General features: G+C 65.0%; 16 protein-coding genes. 14 read left to right on the top strand and 2 right to left on the bottom strand.

The window, feature by feature from the left end; translation table 11 throughout:
* Positions 1–16: 16 nt before the first annotated feature.
* The 6 genes from hpaE to ACJRW5_RS06585 all read left to right on the top strand — a co-directional run bounded on the left by hpaE (position 17) and on the right by ACJRW5_RS06585 (position 6,090).
* Positions 17–1,477, top strand: coding sequence for a 5-carboxymethyl-2-hydroxymuconate semialdehyde dehydrogenase (gene hpaE / locus ACJRW5_RS06610; protein ID WP_484569735.1), 1,461 nt, complete (start codon positions 17–19; stop codon positions 1,475–1,477).
* A gap of 102 nt (positions 1,478–1,579) precedes the next feature.
* Positions 1,580–2,503 (top strand): 3,4-dihydroxyphenylacetate 2,3-dioxygenase, encoded by a 924-nt coding sequence (gene hpaD / locus ACJRW5_RS06605; protein ID WP_484569734.1) that lies wholly within the window; start codon positions 1,580–1,582, stop codon positions 2,501–2,503.
* Between the two features lie 44 nt (positions 2,504–2,547).
* On the top strand, positions 2,548–2,958 hold the full coding sequence (locus ACJRW5_RS06600) for a 5-carboxymethyl-2-hydroxymuconate isomerase (protein WP_484569733.1): 411 nt from the start codon (positions 2,548–2,550) through the stop codon (positions 2,956–2,958).
* A 34-nt stretch (positions 2,959–2,992) separates the two neighbouring features.
* The gene (hpaH, locus tag ACJRW5_RS06595; RefSeq protein WP_484569732.1) at positions 2,993–3,796 is read left to right on the top strand and encodes a 2-oxo-hept-4-ene-1,7-dioate hydratase; all 804 of its coding nucleotides are present in this window, start codon (positions 2,993–2,995) and stop codon (positions 3,794–3,796) included.
* Between the two features lie 17 nt (positions 3,797–3,813).
* Positions 3,814–4,617 carry a 4-hydroxy-2-oxoheptanedioate aldolase gene (gene hpaI / locus ACJRW5_RS06590; RefSeq protein ID WP_484569731.1) on the top strand — a complete coding sequence of 268 codons (804 nt, stop codon included), beginning with the start codon at positions 3,814–3,816 and terminating at the stop codon, positions 4,615–4,617.
* An 18-nt stretch (positions 4,618–4,635) separates the two neighbouring features.
* A complete protein-coding gene (locus ACJRW5_RS06585; RefSeq protein WP_484569730.1) occupies positions 4,636–6,090 on the top strand; it encodes an NAD-dependent succinate-semialdehyde dehydrogenase in 1,455 nt (484 codons plus the stop codon).
* A 53-nt stretch (positions 6,091–6,143) separates the two neighbouring features.
* Here ACJRW5_RS06585 and hpaR read toward each other — a convergent pair whose 3' ends face one another.
* On the bottom strand, positions 6,144–6,575 hold the full coding sequence (gene hpaR, locus ACJRW5_RS06580; protein WP_484569729.1) for a homoprotocatechuate degradation operon regulator HpaR: 432 nt from the start codon (positions 6,573–6,575) through the stop codon (positions 6,144–6,146).
* Between the two features lie 132 nt (positions 6,576–6,707).
* Between hpaR and ACJRW5_RS06575 the strand changes: the two genes are divergently transcribed.
* Positions 6,708–7,151 (top strand): GlcG/HbpS family heme-binding protein, encoded by a 444-nt coding sequence (locus ACJRW5_RS06575; RefSeq protein ID WP_484569728.1) that lies wholly within the window; start codon positions 6,708–6,710, stop codon positions 7,149–7,151.
* Between the two features lie 9 nt (positions 7,152–7,160).
* On the opposite strand, the gene ACJRW5_RS06570 is transcribed toward ACJRW5_RS06575, so the two are convergent.
* Positions 7,161–8,132, bottom strand: a complete 972-nt coding sequence (locus tag ACJRW5_RS06570; RefSeq protein ID WP_484569727.1) for a helix-turn-helix domain-containing protein — start codon at positions 8,130–8,132, stop codon at positions 7,161–7,163.
* A gap of 462 nt (positions 8,133–8,594) precedes the next feature.
* Here ACJRW5_RS06570 and ACJRW5_RS06565 point away from each other — a divergent pair, with 462 nt between their 5' ends.
* The 7 genes from ACJRW5_RS06565 (at position 8,595) to ACJRW5_RS06535 (ending at position 17,605) form a co-directional block, all read left to right on the top strand.
* Positions 8,595–9,863: an MFS transporter gene (locus tag ACJRW5_RS06565; RefSeq protein WP_484569726.1), complete on the top strand. Its 1,269-nt coding sequence runs from the start codon at positions 8,595–8,597 to the stop codon at positions 9,861–9,863.
* A gap of 70 nt (positions 9,864–9,933) precedes the next feature.
* A complete protein-coding gene (locus ACJRW5_RS06560) occupies positions 9,934–11,238 on the top strand; it encodes a carbohydrate porin (protein WP_484569725.1) in 1,305 nt (434 codons plus the stop codon).
* A 79-nt stretch (positions 11,239–11,317) separates the two neighbouring features.
* Positions 11,318–12,988, top strand: a complete 1,671-nt coding sequence (locus tag ACJRW5_RS06555; RefSeq protein WP_484569724.1) for a GMC family oxidoreductase — start codon at positions 11,318–11,320, stop codon at positions 12,986–12,988.
* A gap of 112 nt (positions 12,989–13,100) precedes the next feature.
* Complete coding sequence (locus ACJRW5_RS06550; RefSeq protein WP_484569723.1) at positions 13,101–14,636, top strand: aldehyde dehydrogenase family protein; 1,536 nt, start codon at positions 13,101–13,103, stop codon at positions 14,634–14,636.
* 191 nt (positions 14,637–14,827) lie between these two features.
* Entirely contained in the window at positions 14,828–15,517 is a 690-nt protein-coding gene (locus ACJRW5_RS06545; protein WP_484569722.1) for a thermostable hemolysin, read from the top strand.
* Positions 15,501–16,949: an AMP-binding protein gene (locus ACJRW5_RS06540; protein ID WP_484569721.1), complete on the top strand. Its 1,449-nt coding sequence runs from the start codon at positions 15,501–15,503 to the stop codon at positions 16,947–16,949. Before ACJRW5_RS06545 ends, ACJRW5_RS06540 begins: the two co-directional genes overlap by 17 nt.
* The gene (locus ACJRW5_RS06535; protein ID WP_484569720.1) at positions 16,946–17,605 is read left to right on the top strand and encodes an iron-containing redox enzyme family protein; all 660 of its coding nucleotides are present in this window, start codon (positions 16,946–16,948) and stop codon (positions 17,603–17,605) included. The genes ACJRW5_RS06540 and ACJRW5_RS06535 overlap by 4 nt, the downstream gene beginning before the upstream one ends.
* Positions 17,606–17,607: the final 2 nt, after the last annotated feature.

Genomic DNA, 17,607 nt, shown 5'->3' with positions numbered 1-17,607 from the left:
AAGAGAGGCGTACAGCATGATCAAGCACTGGATCAACGGTCAGGAAGTCGCGAGCGAAGAGACTTTCACCAACTACAACCCGGCAACCAGCGAAGCCATCGGCGAAGTCGCCAGTGGCGGTGCCCGCGAAATCGACATGGCCGTGGCCGCCGCCAAGGAAGCCTTCCCCAAGTGGGCCAACACCCCGGCCAAGGAACGCGCCAAGCTGATGCGCAAGCTCGGTGAGCTGATCGACCAGAACGTGCCCAAGCTGGCCGAACTGGAGACCCTCGATACCGGCCTGCCGATCCACCAGACCAAGAACGTGCTGATCCCGCGCGCCTCGCACAACTTCGACTTCTTCGCCGAAGTCTGCACGCGCATGGACGGCCACAGCTACCCGGTCGACGACCAGATGCTCAACTACACCCTGTACCAGCCGGTCGGTGTGTGTGGCCTGGTATCGCCGTGGAACGTGCCGTTCATGACCGCCACCTGGAAGACCGCACCGTGCCTGGCCCTGGGCAACACCGCGGTACTGAAGATGAGCGAACTGTCGCCGCTGACCGCCAACGAACTGGGCCGCCTGGCCCTGGAAGCCGGCATTCCGCCGGGCGTGCTCAACGTCGTGCAGGGCTACGGCGCCACCGCCGGTGACGCGCTGGTGCGCCACCCGGACGTACGCGCCATCTCCTTCACCGGCGGCACCGCCACCGGCCGCAAGATCATGCAGACCGCCGGCCTGAAGAAGTACTCCATGGAGCTGGGCGGCAAGAGTCCGGTGCTGATCTTCGACGACGCCGATCTCGACCGCGCCCTCGACGCCGCGCTGTTCACCATCTTCTCGCTGAACGGCGAACGCTGCACCGCCGGTAGCCGCATCTTCATCCAGGAAAGCGTCTACGACCAGTTCGTCGCCGAGTTCGCCGCCCGCGCCAAGCGCCTGATCGTCGGTGACCCCACCGATCCGAAGACCCAGGTCGGCTCGATGATCACCCAGGCGCACTACGACAAGGTCACCGGCTACATCAAGATCGGCATCGAAGAAGGCGCCAACCTGCTGGCCGGTGGCCTGGAGCGCCCGGCCAATCTGCCGGCACATCTGGCCAAGGGGCAGTTCATCCAGCCGACCGTGTTCGCCGACGTCGACAACCGCATGCGCATCGCCCAGGAAGAAATCTTCGGCCCGGTGGTGTGCCTGATCAAGTTCAAGGACGAAGCCGAAGCGCTGCGTCTGGCCAACGAAACCGAGTACGGCCTGGCCTCCTACATCTGGACCCAGGACATCGGCAAGGCCCACCGCCTGGCCCGTGGTATCGAAGCCGGCATGGTGTTCATCAACAGCCAGAACGTGCGTGACCTGCGTCAGCCGTTCGGCGGCGTGAAGGGTTCCGGCACCGGCCGTGAAGGTGGCGAGTACAGCTTCGAGGTGTTCGCCGAAATCAAGAACGTTTGCATTTCCATGGGCAGCCACCATATCCCGCGCTGGGGCGTATGACGCGCTGTTCGCCCGAGCCAGGCAGCCACGGTTTCGACCGTGGCCAGCCTCGCCTCTTTCCTGCGTGCAGACCAATCACAACAAACCGCTAGGAGAACCGTCATGGGCAAACTTGCTCTGGCTGCCAAGATTACCCACGTTCCGTCGATGTACCTGTCGGAACTGCCAGGCCCGCGTCAGGGCTTCCGCAAACCCGCCATCGACGGCCATATCGAAATCGGCCGCCGCTGCCGCGAGCTGGGCGTGGACACCATCGTGGTGTTCGACACCCACTGGCTGGTCAATGCCAACTACCACATCAACTGCGCGCCGCACTTCAAGGGCCTGTACACCAGCAACGAGCTGCCGCACTTCATCAGCAACATGGAGTACGAGTTTTCCGGCAACCCGGAACTCGGGCGCATCCTGGCCGACGCCTGCAACACCATGGGCGTGGAAACCATGGCCCACGATGCCACCACCCTGGCCCCGGAATACGGCACCCTGGTGCCAATGCGCTACATGAACAAGGATCAGCACTTCAAGGTGATCTCGGCCTCCTCGCTGTGCACCTCGCACTACCTCAACGACAGCGCCCGCCTCGGCTGGGCCATGCGCAAGGCCGTGGAAGATCACTACGACGGCACCGTGGCGTTCCTCGCCAGCGGCTCGCTGTCGCACCGCTTCGCGCAGAACGGCCAGGCGCCGGAATTCGCCACCAGGATCTGGAGCCCGTTCCTGGAAACCCTCGACCAGCGCGTCGTCGAGATGTGGCAGAACGGCGAGTGGCAGGACTTCTGCGCCATGCTCCCGGAGTACGCCGCCAAGGGCCACGGTGAAGGCTTCATGCACGACACCGCCAAGCTGCTCGGCGCACTGGGCTGGTCGAACTACGACGCCAACGTCGAAGTCATCACGCCATACTTCGCCGCCTCCGGCACCGGCCAGATCAACGCGATCTTCCCGGTCACCCCCCAGGACGGCTCGGCGATCCCCGCCCCCAGCGCCTCCAACCCCGCCGGCGTGCTGTCCACCAGCCGCCTGTAACCGCATGCACGGCGCAGCCTGCTGCGCCGTTCACAGGAGTTCCCATGCCTCATCTGGTGCTGCTCTACACCCCCGAACTGGAACATCAGGCCGACCTCCCGGGCCTGTGCCGCGCGTTGGCCGACAGCATGCTCGAACAGCGCGACGAGCAGGGCAAACAGGTTTTCCCCACTGGCGGCACCCGCGTGCTGGCCTACCCGGCCGCACACTGTGCGGTAGCCGACGGCAAGGGTGACTACGGCTTCCTCTACGCCAACCTGCGCATGGGCCTCGGGCGCAGCCCGGAGGTGCACCAGCGCGTCGGCGACAGCCTGCTCGCCGTGCTGCGCGAGTACCTGGCGGACGCCCAGCAGCAACGCCCGGTCGGCCTCACCCTGCAGATCGACGAAAGCCACGGCCAGGTTTACGACGGCAAGCACAGCACCCTGCACCCGTTGTTCAACAAGACCGTCTGATTTCCCGCGCACTCACCTTCAAGAGATTCTTGCCATGCTCGATTCGACCCTGATCCAGCAGGCGGCTGCCCGCCTCGATGCCGCGGAGCGTTCCCGCGAGCAGATCCGCCAGTTCTCCCTGGACTACCCCGAGATCACCATCGAAGACGCCTACGCCATTCAGCGCGCCTGGGTGGCGCAGAAGATCAAGGACGGCCGCAAGCTGGTCGGCCACAAGATAGGTCTGACCTCGCGCGCCATGCAGGTCTCCTCGAACATCACCGAACCGGACTACGGCGCCCTGCTCGACGACATGCTGTTCGACGAAGGCAGCGACATTCCCTTCGAGCGCTTTATCGTGCCGCGCGTGGAAGTGGAGCTGGCGTTCATCCTCGGCAAGCCGCTGAAAGGCCCCAACGTGACCATCTTCGACGTGCTCGACGCCACCGAGTGGGTGATCCCGGCACTGGAGATCATCGACGCCCGCATCCAGCAGATCGACCCGCACAGCAAGGCCACCCGTAAGGTCTTCGACACCATCTCCGACAACGCCGCCAATGCCGGCGTGGTGATGGGCGGCCGCGCCGTGCGGCCGACCGAGATCGACCTGCGCAAGGTGCCGGCGGTGCTCTACCGCAACGGTGTGATCGAAGAGTCCGGCGTTTCCGCCGCGGTGCTCAACCACCCGGCCAAGGGCGTGGCGTGGCTGGCCAACAAGCTGGCGCCGTATGACGTCACCCTGCAGCCCGGGCAGATCATTCTCGGCGGCTCCTTCACCCGCCCGGTGGCGGCCAGCCCCGGTGACACCTTCCACGTCGACTACGACATGCTCGGCAGCATCGCCTGCCGCTTCGTCTGACCCGCGAGGAGCCCGTCATGCAAATGCCCATCAACACCTTCAAGCAACGCCTGCTGTCCGATGAAGCGCAGATCGGCCTGTGGCTCGGCCTGGCCGACCCGTACTGCGCGGAGCTGGCGGCCAACGCCGGCTTCGACTGGCTGCTGATCGACGGTGAACATGCGCCCAACGACCTGCGCGGCCTGCTCGGCCAGCTGCAGGCGGTTGCGCCCTACGCCGCGCAACCGATCATCCGCCCGGTCATCGGCGACACCGCGCTGATCAAGCAGATTCTCGATATCGGCGCGCAGACCCTGCTGGTGCCCATGGTCGAAAGCGCCGCACAGGCCCGCGAACTGGTGCGCGCCATCCACTACCCGCCAAGCGGCGTGCGTGGTGTCGGCAGCGCCCTGGCCCGCGCCTCGCGCTGGAACAGCATCCCCGGCTACCTCGAGCAAGCGGACGAGCAGATGTGCTTGCTGGTGCAGATCGAGAACCTCGAGGGGCTGGCTCTGCTCGATGAAATCGTCGCGGTCGACGGCGTCGACGGCGTGTTCATCGGCCCGGCCGACCTCAGCGCCGCCATGGGCCATCGCGGCAACCCCGGCCACCCCGAGGTGCAGGCGGCCATCGAGGACGCCATCGTGCGTATCGGCAAGGCCGGCAAGGCGGCCGGCATCCTCAGCGCCGACCAGAAACTGGCACGCCGCTATATCGAACTGGGCGCCAGGTTCGTTGCCGTCGGCGTCGACACCACCGTACTGATGCGCGGCCTGCAGACCCTGGCAGCCACCTTCAAGGACGCGCCGCTGCCGACCGGCAGTGGCGGCGGCGTTTACTGAGCCAAACAAGAGACCGATATGAAACTCTCCGATCTGAATCTGCTGCGCGAGCAGGCCTATATCGACGGCCAGTGGGTCGAGGCTGACAACGAGGCCCGCTTCGCCGTGAGCAACCCGGCCAACGGCGAACTGATCGCCGAAGTCGCCTCCCTCGGCCAGGCCGAAACCGCCCGCGCCATCGCCGCCGCCAAGGCTGCCCTGCCGGCCTGGCGCGAGAAGACCGCCAAGGAACGCAGCGCCATCCTGCGCAACTGGTACAACCTGATCATGGCCAACCAGGAAGACCTGGCCCGCCTGCTCAGTTGGGAACAGGGCAAACCGCTGGCCGAAAGCCGTGGCGAAATTGCCTACGGCGCCAGCTTCATCGAGTGGTTCGCCGAAGAAGCCAAGCGCGTCTACGGCGATGTGATCCCGCATGACAAGCAAGGCCGCCGGCTGGTGGTGATCAAGCAGGCCATCGGCGTGGTCGCGGCGATCACGCCGTGGAACTTCCCCAACGCCATGATCACCCGCAAGGTCGGCCCGGCGCTGGCGGCCGGCTGTACCGTGGTGCTCAAGCCGGCATCGGAAACCCCGCTGTCGGCCCTGGCGCTGGCCGTGCTTGGCGAACGCGCCGGCATTCCGGCCGGCGTGCTGAACATCGTCCCCGGCACCGACGCACGCGCCATTGGCGCCGAGCTGACCGGCAACCCGGACGTGCAGAAGCTGTCCTTCACCGGCTCCACCGGCATCGGCAAACTGCTGATGGCGCAATGCGCCACAACGATCAAGAAGGTCTCGCTGGAGCTGGGCGGCAACGCGCCGTTCATCGTCTTCGACGACGCCGATCTGGATGCCGCCGTGCAGGGTGCGCTGGGCTCCAAGTTCCGCAACAGCGGGCAGACCTGCGTGTGCACCAATCGTCTGCTGGTACAGAACAGCGTGTACGAGGAATTCAGCAAACGCCTGGTCGCCGCGGTGAATGCCCTGAAAGTCGCCCCGGCTGGCGAAGACGGCGCCCAACAAGGCCCGCTGATCAATGCCAAGGCCGTGGCCAAGGTGCAGGAACACATCGACGACGCCGTCAGCAAGGGCGCCCGCGTGCTCGCCGGCGGCAAGCCGCACGCGCTCGGCGGCAGCTTCTTCGAGCCGACCGTGCTCGGCGATGTCACCCCCGAGATGCTGGTAGCGCGCGATGAAACCTTCGGCCCGCTGGCGCCGATCTTCCGCTTCGACACTGAAGCCGAAGCCATCGCCATGGCCAACGACACCGAGTTCGGCCTCGCCTCCTACGTTTACACCCGCGATCTGGGCCGCGCCTGGCGCGTCAGCGAGGCGCTGGAGTACGGCATGGTCGGCGTCAACGAAGGGCTGATCTCGACCGAGGTCGCCCCCTTCGGCGGCATCAAGCAATCCGGCCTCGGCCGCGAAGGCTCGCACTACGGCATCGACGACTACATCGAGCAGAAATACATGTGCCTGGGCATCCAGTAATGCCCGTCACACCCTGATGCTTGTCACGCTTTGGCCCCGCTTCGGGGCCTTTTTTATGCGTCCGCCGCGCTCAGGGTGCGCAGCTCCTGGAGCAGGCCGACCAGTTGCACCAGCTTCTCCTCGCCCAACTGCTGCTGGATGCGCCGGTAGCTGCGCTCCATCTCCTCACAGGTTTCGGCAAAGCATTGCTCGCCCTGCTCACTGAGGCGCACCAGCACCCGCCGCTGGTCACTGGCCAGGCGCGTGCGCTGCAGCATGCCGGCGCGCTCCAGGCGCTCCAGCACGCCGCACATGCTCGGTTTGAGAATGCACGCCAGGTGCGCCAGACGATGACTTTCCAGCTCACCCTGCTGGTGCAGGATGCGGATCACCCGCCACTGTTGCTCGGTCAGGCCGCGCTGATTGAGCAGCGGCCGGAAGAAACGCATGGACGCTTCACGTGCCTGCAACAGGGTGAGCGTGAGGGACTGACGGGGCTTGAGCATGACAACGCGCCAAAAAATTAATAGCTTAACGATATTAGCAATAATGGTCGGCTACCCGGCGTTTTCCACGGGACTTTTCCAACGCCAGCCGCAGCCCCTACAGCCACCCGCGACCCACCTCAAGGAATCGCCATGCATCCGCTCGTTCAGCAGCAACCCAGCCTCAGTCTGACCCTCGCCATGCACGCCCTGCAGGCTGCCCTGCAGCACGCCGAGCACCTCGGGGTGCGCATCAGCATCGCCCTGGTGGATGCCGGCGGGCAGTTGATCCACATGGCGCATATGGACGGAGCTGCCCTGCTCAGCCGTGATATTGCCCTGAACAAGGCGCGTACCGCGCTGAGCTTCAACCTCTCCACCAGTGCCTGGCAGGAGCGCCTGCAGCGCTGCTCGGAGGTGGTGCGCAACGGCCTGCCGCTGCAACCAGGCATGGCCCTGTTCGGTGGCGGCGAGCCGCTGCGCCTGGGCGAGCAGGCGCTGGGTGCGATCGGTATTTCCGGCGCCAGCGAGGCGCAGGATGGCGAATGCGCCCGCGCCGCCCAGCAGGCGGTGCAGGCGCGGCTGCAGGTGGCCTGAACGCCGTACTCAGTGACGCACGGCGGCGCTGCGCGCTTCGCTGGGGGTGTAGGCAAAGCGCGCCTTGAACACCCGGGCAAAGTGCGCCTGGCTGGAAAAGCCGTAACGGTAAGCCACTTCGGCAATCGCCAGGCGCGTGCCCTGCGGCGAACTGAGCAACTGACGGGCACGCTCCAGACGGCGCTCCAGCAGATAGCGCGCCGGCGTGCTGCCTTCCTGTGCGAACAAGCGCGCCAGGTGGCGGATTGAGATCCCGGTCGCCGCCGCCACTTGCTCGCAGCTGAGTTCGGCATCCTCCAGGTGCTCGTTAATGAACTGTTTGGCAGCCAGCAGATAGGAAGCGCTCAACGCGCTACTGCGATGCTCGCCGAACTGGTCGCTGATAATACTCCCCAGCAGGTCGCCGGCCTCCTCGCGAAAGCGCCCAGCCTGCTGCCCATCGGGCTGATCGAGAAAACTGTCCACCCGCTGCCCTAGCGAGCGACAGAGTAGACGCTGCGCTGGGCTTTCCGCGCCAATGCGCAATGGCCCACGCAGATCACGCAGATAGCGCTCGGCGAAATCCTGCTCCGGCATGTCGAAGACGAACAGGCGCATCGGCCCAGTGAAACCGAACAGATAGGGTTTGTCATTGCGATAGATGAGCATCTCGCCCGGCTGCAGCATCTGGCAGTTGTCGCCCTGATAGAAGAACGACTGGCAGCCCTGCACCAGAGCGACAAACACCGACTCGCTGGGACACTCGCGGATCATCGGCTGGCTGCGCTCGACCACATGCTCGTTGCCGACGATGCGTGCCACCCGCAGACGCTCCAGAACGAGGTTGTCCTGAGTGGCGAGAAAACCGCTTTGGGCATAAGACGAGCATCTCAGACCGACCAACGCGGTGGCGTTGTAATCCTCCCAGAATGCCAACCGCTGCTCTGGAGGAATCCCCTGGGTACTAGCACGCCGGGTTTCAAGCAGATTGTTCGTAGACATTTTTATTATTTCTCAGTGGTGCTCTTTTCCTTCGGCCTGGCCTGGCGGAGCTACAGCAGCGCACAGATACATTGTGATCAGACTGAAAATCAGCAGGTTTCTGGCAGTGGCCTGGAACACAGACAATATCATTAACATATGAATTTTTGTCGACATCAATCGACCGATGGCATTCTCTTTTAGTCGATATAGGTCTCATGTCCGCAGCGGGCAAACATCCTGTCTGCCGCACACAAACCTGCTATCGCCCCGGGCACTAGAGTCTCGCTACCCAATAAAAACAGCAAAACAAGAGGCCACCATGCCCGACTCTGCCCGCTGCATTAATCCACACCCTACCGTCCCCCCTCTCATCTGTCCGCCTACAGCAGCCTATTAGATCTCGGCTGACAGTAGACACCTGCGTCGCACCTGACATTTGACACTTTCATCTCTGACCGGCCATCTGGCCTGGAGACTGACATGGCGCCTAAAAACAATTCCGCCAGTTATGAAAACGTTCTGCTTGCTGTCCTGTTCCTCGCCTTCGGCTTCGTCTTCTTCGACCGCCTGGCGCTGTCCTTCCTCTTTCCCTTCCTGCAAGACGAATTGCAGCTGAATAACAGCCATCTGGGCATGCTCTCTTCCGCACTGGCTCTGGCCTGGGCGCTGTCGGGCGTGGTGGTCGGCGCCTGGTCCGACCGTAATGGCAAACGTAAACCCGTGCTGATCGTCGCAGTCTTGCTGTTCTCGGTATGCTCAGCGGTCTCCGGCCTGGTTGGCGGTTTCATCAGCCTGCTGATTTTCCGCGCCATCATGGGTCTGGCCGAGGGGCCTATTCTGCCGATCTCGCAGTCACTGATGGTGGAAGCCTCTTCGCCACATCGCCGCGGTCTGAACATGGGTCTGTTGCACGGTTCGGCCGCCGGCCTGCTCGGTGCTGTTATCGGCCCCCCGGTATTAATTGCCCTGGCCGAAGCGTTCGGCTGGCGGCAGGCGTTCATCGCCTCGCTGATTCCTGGGGTGATCATTGCCTGGCTACTGTGGCGCTACGTCAAACCTGATGCACAGCGTGTCCCGGCGCCAGTGGCCAGTATCGGGCAGGCCAGCAAGGGCAGTCGCCTGGCTCTGCTGAAGAACCGCAACATTCTTCTGTGCACCCTGATCAGTTGTACCTTCGTCACCTGGTTCATCGTGCTGATTTCCTTCACCCCGACGTTCCTGGTCAACAGCCGCGGCTTCAGCGCCAGCACCATGGGCAGCCTGATGAGCTGCCTGGGCGTGGCCTGGGTGGTCTGGGGCTTCGGTGTTGCTGCGATTTCCGACCGCATCGGCCGCCGCCCGACCCTGGTGCTGTTCTCCCTGATCGCCGCCTGCTGCCCGCTGGTGCTGCTCTATGCGCCGGATGCCTACAGTCTCGGCGCTCTGCTGCTGCTGACCTATACCGGACTGGGCTGTTTCACTTTGTTCATGGCCACCATCCCCGCCGAAACCGTGCCGAGCAACAGCATCGCCACTGCCATCGGCCTGGTCATGGGCATCGGTGAACTGGTCGGTGGTTTCGTCTCGCCGACCCTGGCCGGTTTTGCAGCCGACAGTTTCGGCCTGCCAGTAGTGATGTGGATCTCCTGTGCAGGCGCCCTGCTCTCGGCGCTGTTCTCGCTGTTCCTGCGTGAAACAGCACCGGCGGTACTAGCCCGTCGCCGCGGCAGCCCAAGCGCCAACAGCGACCTGGAGGCCAGCCGGGCCTGAGCCCCTAGAGCCAACGTATGGCGGGCCAGCCCCACCAGCAATAAAAACAAAAAATACGAGTAAGCAAAAGATGAAGACCTGCAACCGTATCACCACGCTGCTCTGCGGCAGCCTGCTCAGTCTCACTGCCCAAGCCGAAACTTCTGATCGCAGCGGCCCGCTGGCAGCCCTCGGCGAACAACTGGCCGAGATGGGCATCACCGCCCGCGCGCATTTCTGGAGCCTGTCGCTGAAGAACCTCGACACTGGCACCCGACAACACAGTTTCGGCAACAGCGGCGACCTGTTCCTCGGCGCCGATTTCGATCTGAACAAGATGGCCGGAATCAATGGCGCATCGCTGCACCTGGAACAAACAATCTTCGTTCTCGATCAAGGCACCGGCGTACCCACCGCCCCAAACTGGCAGGGTGCAGCTGGCAGCTACTTCGCCGGCGCACCAATCCATAACGACATAACCAGCAATCAACTGAGCCTGCTCACCTGGCAACAGCAGTGGCTCGACGGTCGCCTGGAAACCCATCTGGGCCGCACCAACGCACGTCGCTACTTCCTGATCTACAACTGCGAGGCCATCGTCACCTGCAACGACCCGGTGGTCGACGCCTCCACCGGCGTGCTGCCACCGCCCTACGCCACCTGGGGCGGCTACCTCAAGTACCGCACCAGCGCCGATACCTACCTGCACCTGGGCGCCTTCGAGTCCAATCCGGCGGATTACCTCAACGAGCGCAAGGGCGTCGATTTCAGCACCACCGACGCCGCCGGCACCACCCTGCTGTTCGGCGTCGGGCGCAAGCAGGACGAGTCGCTTACCCCGTACCGCTCGCACTACGAGCTGAACGCCTACTACAACACCTCCAACCAGGTCGACCCACTGACCGGCGACAGCGAGCACGGCACGGCCGGAGCGTTCTTCAAGTTCCAGCAACTGATCTGGCGTGCCGACGGCGGCCAGCGCTCCTCGCCACAGGCACTGGGGCTGTTCGGTTCGCTGTCGGCCGCCGCCGATGACAAGCAGCCATTCAGCCAGTTTGGCGAACTCGGCCTGGCCTATTTCGCGCCGTTCGACCGGCCGCAGGACAAGATCAGCCTGAAGGCCCGCTACCTGCGCCAGAGCGCACATCAACTGGAGTTCCAGCGGCAGAGCCGGATTGCCGCTGGCGGCGATCCGCGCAACGGCAGCCGCAATGTCTACAGCCTGGAAACCAACGCCACTATCGCCTTGGGCCGCAACATCAGCGTCGAGCCCTCGGTGCAGTACATCTTCAACCCGGACAACTACTACAACCCCGACGCACGCGAGCTGAACAGCGATGGCTTCGTCGTTGGTCTGCAACTGATCGTTGACATGGGCTCGATGCTCGGCCTGTAGCACTGCCATGCCGCTACACCGCCCGGCTGCTGCCTGGCGGCTGGCGGCCCAAACAACCCGTCACCCAGAGGTAAACAGCATGACGTCCACAGCCCACCAAACCTTCGACTACATCGTGGTCGGCGCCGGCTCTGCCGGCTGCGTCCTGGCGAACCGGCTGTCCGCCGATCCGTCGGTATCGGTGTGCCTGGTGGAGGCCGGCGCCAGCGACCGTACCCCGCTGCCCGCTGGCTACATTCGGACTCCAGCCGGGATCATCCGTCTGATCGCCAACCCGAAGTGGAACTGGATGCACAATTTCAGCGCCCAGCCGGGCACCGCCAACAAGCCGATCTTCTGCCCGCGCGGCAAGGTCTGGGGCGGTTCCAGCGCGATCAACGGGATGATCTACATCCGTGGCGACCGCAACGATTACGATCAGTGGGCCGCCGACGGCAACCGTGGCTGGAGCTATGACGAACTGCTGCCCTACTTCCGCCGCTCGGAACATTTCGAGCCCGGCCCGTCGCCCTACCACGGTCAGGGCGGCGAGCTGAACATCGCCGAGCTGCGCAGCCCGAGCGCGGTCAACCAGGTGTTCTACGACGCCGGCCGCGAGCTGGGCTGGTCGTACAACCCCGACTTCAATGGCGAGCAGCAGGAAGGCATCGGCCCCTTCCATGTCACCCAGATCAACGGTGAACGCTGCAGCGCCTCGCGCGCCTTCCTCCATCCGATCCTGCAGCGCAGCAACCTGACCATCCTCAGCAACGCCCTGACCCAGCGCGTGCTGCTCGACGGCAAGCGCGCCACCGGTATCGAAATCAGCCAAAACGGCGCGGTACGCCAGCTGCAGGCGCGCCGCGAGGTGGTGCTCAGCGCCGGCACCATCAACTCGCCGCAACTGCTACTGCTCTCCGGCATCGGCCCGGCCGCCGAACTGCAACGCCATGGCATCGTTCAGCGTCACGAACTGCCGGGCGTCGGCGAAAACCTGCAGGATCACCAGGACATCGTGCTGATGTATCGCAGCACGGCCGAGCTGGGCTTCGGCCTCAGCCGCAAGGGCCTGCTGCCGCTGCTGCGCTCTCCGTTCCAGTACCTGTTCGGCCGCCGCGGGCCGATGACCTCCAATACCGTGGAGGCCGGTGGTTTCCTTCGTCTGGACCCGCAGGCCAGCTCGCCGGAGCTGGGCGTGATCGTCGCCCCGGCCCTGAAGAATCAGCCCGACCGGGTGATTCCGTTCGGCAACGGCATCAGCCTGCACGTGGCGGTGATGCACCCGCAGAGCCGCGGGCGGATTCGCCTGAACTCGCCGGACCCGCATGACAAGCCGCAGATCGAAGGCAACTTCCTCAGCCACCCGGCCGATCTCGACACCCTGGTCGAAGGCTTCCACATGATCCGCCGCCTGGCCGCCACCGAGAGCTTTGCCCGCCACCTGCAGGGCGAGCTGGTGCCGGGCCCGAACGTCAACAGCCGCAGCGAGATCGAAGCCTGGATCCGCGCCAACCTGGGCACCGTCTACCACCCGGTCGGCACCTGCAAGATGGGCCACGACGACATGGCCGTGGTCGACGATCAGCTGCGCGTGCACGGTATCGAAGGCCTGCGCGTGGCGGATGCCTCGATCATGCCGCGCCTGATCACCGGCAACACCAACGCCCCGGCAATGATGATCGGCGAGAAAGCCGCCGACCTGCTGATCGGCAAGGCCGCACTGGCGGCACCGGCCAGCCGCAGCAAGACCCAGGCAACGGCTGCGGCCTGAGCGGGCAAGACGCCGGGCCAGCCCCGGCGCCACAGTCTGCTCGGTCATGTTTTATGGCCGTGACAGTCAAGACGCCGCGAGCCCCCGCCCCTATGCTGGGCAGGTGCTCGCCATGGCGAAAAAATTCTCTGCCCCGTTTCAGGAGCTGCTCGTGACTGCATTGATTGAGATTCTCCCCAGCGTTTCCGCCTTCACCGACCGTACCCACGCGTCCTTTATCGATGGCCAGCAACGCCAGCCCGCCACGTCCAGCCCGCGTGACATTCTCAACCCGGCCACTGGCGAAGTACTCAGCCGCACCCTGCAGGCCGACAGCGAGCAGGTCGAAGCCATCGTCGCCAGCTCCCGCCGCGCCTTCAGCAGCGGCGTCTGGAGCGGCCTGACCCCGGCCGAGCGCGAGCGCACCCTGCTGCGCTTCGCCGATGTGGTGGAAGCCCACAGCGAAGAACTGGCGCAGCTGGAAACCCTCAACCAGGGCAAGTCGATTCACCTGGCCCGCGCCGTCGAAGTGGGCGCCTCGCTCAACTACATGCGTTACATGGCCGGCTGGGCGACCAAGATCGAAGGGCAGACCCTCGACGTGTCGATCCAGGTGCCGCCGGGCGCGCGCTTCAATGCCTACACCCGCCGCGAGGCCGCCGGGGTGATCGCCGGCATCGTGCCGTGGAACTTCCCGATGATGATCACCCTGTGGAAGGTGATGCCGGCCCTGGCCTGCGGCAACAGCATCATCATCAAGCCCGCCGACGAAACCCCGCTGACCGCCCTGCGCCTGGCCGAACTGGCGATCGAGGCCGGCATCCCGGCGGGCATCTTCAACGTGCTGGTGGGCAAGGGCTCGGAAGCCGGTGCCGCGCTGGTCGCTCACCCGCAGGTGAACAAGGTGTCGTTCACCGGCTCCACCGCCGTGGGCAAGCAGGTCGGCGTCGCCGCGCTGCAGAACATGACCCGCTTCACCCTCGAACTGGGCGGCAAGAACCCGATGCTGGTGCTGGCCGACGCCGATATCGAAAAAGCCGTGGCCGGTGCCATCGGCGGCGGCCTGCTCAACCAGGGCCAGGTCTGCGCCGCGGCCTCGCGCTTGTATGTGCACGCCAGCCGCCACAAGGACTTCCTCGAAGCACTGACCGCACAGGTATCCGCCCTCAAGGTCGGCGCCGGCATGGACCCCGAGGCGCAGATCAACGCCCTGGTCTCGCGCAAGCAGCAGGACAGCGTCATGCGCTACCTGGACATCGCCCGCCAGGAAGGCGCGCAGTTCACCACTGGCGGCGGCAAGCCGGATCTGCCCGGCTACTTCGTGCAGCCCACTGTGCTGAGCAACCTGCAGCAGAACATGACCAACATGCAGGAAGAGATCTTCGGCCCGGTGCTGTCGGTAATGCCCTTCGATGATCTGGAGCAGGCGCTGACGATGGTCAACGACAGCCGCTACGGCCTCACTGCGAGTATCTGGAGCAACGATCTGGGCCGCGTGATGGACCTGATCCCGCGCATCGAAGCCGGCACCGTATGGGTCAACAACCACGTGCCGGTGGACCCCAACATGCCGTTCGGTGGCTACAAGCAGTCGGGCATCGGCCGCGAGTTCGGCCGCGCCGCCATCGAAGGCTTCACCGAAAGCAAATCGGTGTGCATCGCCTACTGATGGCCTGATCCAGCTCGCGTTTCTCTCAGCGCCGGCCTGCCTTATGCAGGCCGGCGTTTTTTTGTCTGCAGCCCTTACCGCCGCCTTGCCGAAAGTTTTTGTCCCGTCCTTGCGCCAACCTTGCATTACTTAATACAGCGTTAAGCCTGCCCCCCAACAATCGGCCCCAGGTTCATTAGCGAGGTTCCACCATGGAACTACCCTGGGCGCATCAAGATCGAGCCGTGGCCATGATTGGCCGCGACGAGCGTTACGAGCTGCATCTGGCCGCCAGCGACAGCCCGCGCCGTGCGGAGCTGGAGCAGTTCATCAGCCAGCGTTTTGCCACGCAGTACGGCGCGCGCATCCGTCACTTCATGCCGTGCCTGTTCGGCCTGGAAACCACCGCCGGGCAGGTGCTCGGTGCGGTCGGCCTGCGCTGCGGCAATCCCGAGGCGATGTTTCTCGAGCGCTACCTCGACGCGCCGGTGGAGCAGGCCATCGCTGACCGCCAGAGCGGCGCAGCGCCTGCGCGCAACGAGATCGTCGAAGTCGGCAACCTCGCGGCCGTCAGCCCCGGCGCGGCGCGTCTGCTGATCGTCGCGCTGACCGATCTGCTGGTGGCGCTGGGTTTTCGCTGGGTCACCTTCACCGGCACGCCGACCCTGCTCAACAGTTTCCAGCGCCTGGGCCTGAGCCCCATCGCCCTGGGGCTTGCCGATCCGCAGCGCATGGGCGAGGAGCTGGCCGACTGGGGCAGCTACTACGCCTGCACGCCGATGGTGATGGCCGGAGATATCTACGGCGGCCATCAGCGCCTGCTGCAACTGGGCGCCTATCCGCGCCTGGGCCATCAGGCCCTTTATGCTTCCGAGGAGATGCCCCATGTGGCCTGCAGCTGAAACCCTGTTCAGTCGTCTGGCGGCTTTCGGCGAACGCGCCGCGCTGGCCGAAGGCGGCCGCGAACTGACTTACGACGGCCTGCTCGACGCCGTCACCGCACGCAGCCAGCAATTACGCGAACTGGGCGCCGAGCGTGTGGCGCTGGCGCTGGATAACGGCATCGACTGGGTGCTATGGGATCTCGCCGTGCTGCAGGCCGGGCTGGTCTGCGTACCGGTGCCGGGCTTCTTCTCCGCCGTGCAGCAGCGCCATGTGCTCGACAGCGCCGGCATCGACTGCCTGATCGGCCAGGGCGCCGAAGGCTTTGTCAGCGTCGCCCCGGGCCTGCACCGGCGCAGCGTGGCCAACCCGGCCACCTTGCACACCGGCACCTGCAAGATCACCTACACCTCCGGCACCACCGGCCAGCCCAAGGGCGTGTGCCTGGATCTGGCCAGCCAGCTGGCCGTGGCCGAGAGCCTGCTGCAGGCCAGCGCCAGCCGCCAGGTAGAACGCCACCTGTGCTGCCTGCCGCTGGCCACCCTGCTGGAGAATATCGCCGGGGTCTATGCGCCGCTTTTGGCCGGCGCCCGCGTCGAACTGATGGAGATGGCGCAGATCGGCCTGAGCGGCGCCAGCGGCTTCGATGTGCAGCGTTTTATCCGGGCGCTGCACAGTGCCCAGCCGCACAGCCTGATCCTGCTGCCGCAGTTGCTGCTGGCGCTGGTCAGCGCCGCCGAGATGGGCATGCCGCTGCCGGGCTCGCTGCGCTTTGTCGCGGTCGGCGGCGGCCGCGTGGCCGAGCAGTTGCTGCGCCGCGCCGAGGCCATGGGCCTGCCGGTTTTCGAGGGTTACGGGCTGTCCGAGTGCGCCTCGGTGGTGTGCCTGAACACGCCGGAGCAGCGCCGTATCGGCACCACCGGCAAACCGCTGGGGCATCTGCAGGTGCGCCTGGCTGACGACGGCGAAGTGCTGGTCAAGGGCCAGCGCCTGCTCGGCTACCTCGGCGAACCGGCGCCCGCCGGCGAGTGGCTGGGCACCGGTGATCTGGGCCACTTCGAAAACGGTTTCCTGGTTCTGCACGGGCGCAAGAAGCATCAGTTCATCACCGCCTACGGGCGCAACGTCAACCCGGAATGGGTCGAGGCCGAACTGGTCCAGCAACTGCCAATCGCCCAGGCCTGGCTGCATGGCGAGACACTGCCGGGCAACGTCGCCGTGCTGGTGCCACGCACTGCCAGCATCAGCAACGCCCAGCTGGAAGCGGCGGTGGCCGAGGTCAACCGCCACCTCCCCGATTACGCCCGCGTGCACCACTGGCTGCGCGCTGAGCACCCCTTCAGCGCCGCCAACGAGCTGGCCACCGCCAACGGTCGTCTGCGCCGCAACGCCCTGTTCAATCATTACCAGTCCGCCATCGCTGCGTGCATGGCCGAAGGAGTCAACGCATGAGCTTTTACCAGACCCTGCTGAGCCAGACCGAAGCCGAACGTCAGTACCTGCTGTCGGCGCCGATCATCGGCCAGGCCCTCAGCGGCCAGGTCAGCCTGCACAGCTATATCGCCTTCCTCACCGAGGCCTACCACCACGTCAAGCACACCGTGCCGCTGCTGATGGCCTGTGGCGCGCGCCTGCCGGAGCGGCTGGAGTGGCTGCGCGAAGCCATCGCCGAGTACATCGAGGAGGAATACGGCCATCAGGAGTGGGTACTGAATGACATCGCCGCCTGCGGTGCGGACAAGGAAGCCGTGCGCCACGGCACTCCGCGCCTGCCCACCGAACTGATGGTGGCCTACGTCTACGACCGCATCGCCCGGCACAACCCGGTGAGCTTCTTCGGCATGGTCAACGTGCTCGAAGGCACCAGCATCGCCCTGGCTACCCAGGCCGCCGGGATGATCCAGGACAAGCTGCAACTGCCGAACAAGGCCTTCAGCTACCTCAACTCCCACGGCAGCCTGGATCTGGAGCACATCGAGTTGTTCAAGAAACTGATGAACCGCCTCGACAACGATGACGACAAGGCCGCGGTGGTGCACACCGCCAAGGTGGTCTATCGGCTGTATGGCGACATTTTCCGCAGCCTGCCGCTGAGCGCCGAGGAGTAAGC

Source organism: Pseudomonas pichavaramensis, from assembly GCF_050473265.1.
Taxonomy (GTDB): Bacteria; Pseudomonadota; Gammaproteobacteria; order Pseudomonadales; family Pseudomonadaceae; genus Aquipseudomonas.
The sequence above is the reverse complement of the archived record's forward strand: the minus strand, read 5'-3'. Positions and strand labels throughout refer to the sequence as shown.

Excerpts from the sequence above, each read along its gene's own strand:
- hpaE (WP_484569735.1), top strand. The coding sequence starts at position 17 with ATGATCAAGCACTGGATCAACGGTCAGGAAGTCGCGAGCGAAGAGACT.
- hpaD (WP_484569734.1), top strand. The coding sequence starts at position 1,580 with ATGGGCAAACTTGCTCTGGCTGCCAAGATTACCCACGTTCCGTCGATG.
- ACJRW5_RS06600 (WP_484569733.1), top strand. The coding sequence starts at position 2,548 with ATGCCTCATCTGGTGCTGCTCTACACCCCCGAACTGGAACATCAGGCC.
- hpaH (WP_484569732.1), top strand. The coding sequence starts at position 2,993 with ATGCTCGATTCGACCCTGATCCAGCAGGCGGCTGCCCGCCTCGATGCC.
- hpaI (WP_484569731.1), top strand. The coding sequence starts at position 3,814 with ATGCAAATGCCCATCAACACCTTCAAGCAACGCCTGCTGTCCGATGAA.
- ACJRW5_RS06585 (WP_484569730.1), top strand. The coding sequence starts at position 4,636 with ATGAAACTCTCCGATCTGAATCTGCTGCGCGAGCAGGCCTATATCGAC.
- hpaR (WP_484569729.1), bottom strand. The coding sequence starts at position 6,575 with ATGCTCAAGCCCCGTCAGTCCCTCACGCTCACCCTGTTGCAGGCACGT.
- ACJRW5_RS06575 (WP_484569728.1), top strand. The coding sequence starts at position 6,708 with ATGCATCCGCTCGTTCAGCAGCAACCCAGCCTCAGTCTGACCCTCGCC.
- ACJRW5_RS06570 (WP_484569727.1), bottom strand. The coding sequence starts at position 8,132 with ATGTCTACGAACAATCTGCTTGAAACCCGGCGTGCTAGTACCCAGGGG.
- ACJRW5_RS06565 (WP_484569726.1), top strand. The coding sequence starts at position 8,595 with ATGGCGCCTAAAAACAATTCCGCCAGTTATGAAAACGTTCTGCTTGCT.
- ACJRW5_RS06560 (WP_484569725.1), top strand. The coding sequence starts at position 9,934 with ATGAAGACCTGCAACCGTATCACCACGCTGCTCTGCGGCAGCCTGCTC.
- ACJRW5_RS06555 (WP_484569724.1), top strand. The coding sequence starts at position 11,318 with ATGACGTCCACAGCCCACCAAACCTTCGACTACATCGTGGTCGGCGCC.
- ACJRW5_RS06550 (WP_484569723.1), top strand. The coding sequence starts at position 13,101 with ATGGCGAAAAAATTCTCTGCCCCGTTTCAGGAGCTGCTCGTGACTGCA.
- ACJRW5_RS06545 (WP_484569722.1), top strand. The coding sequence starts at position 14,828 with ATGGAACTACCCTGGGCGCATCAAGATCGAGCCGTGGCCATGATTGGC.
- ACJRW5_RS06540 (WP_484569721.1), top strand. The coding sequence starts at position 15,501 with ATGTGGCCTGCAGCTGAAACCCTGTTCAGTCGTCTGGCGGCTTTCGGC.
- ACJRW5_RS06535 (WP_484569720.1), top strand. The coding sequence starts at position 16,946 with ATGAGCTTTTACCAGACCCTGCTGAGCCAGACCGAAGCCGAACGTCAG.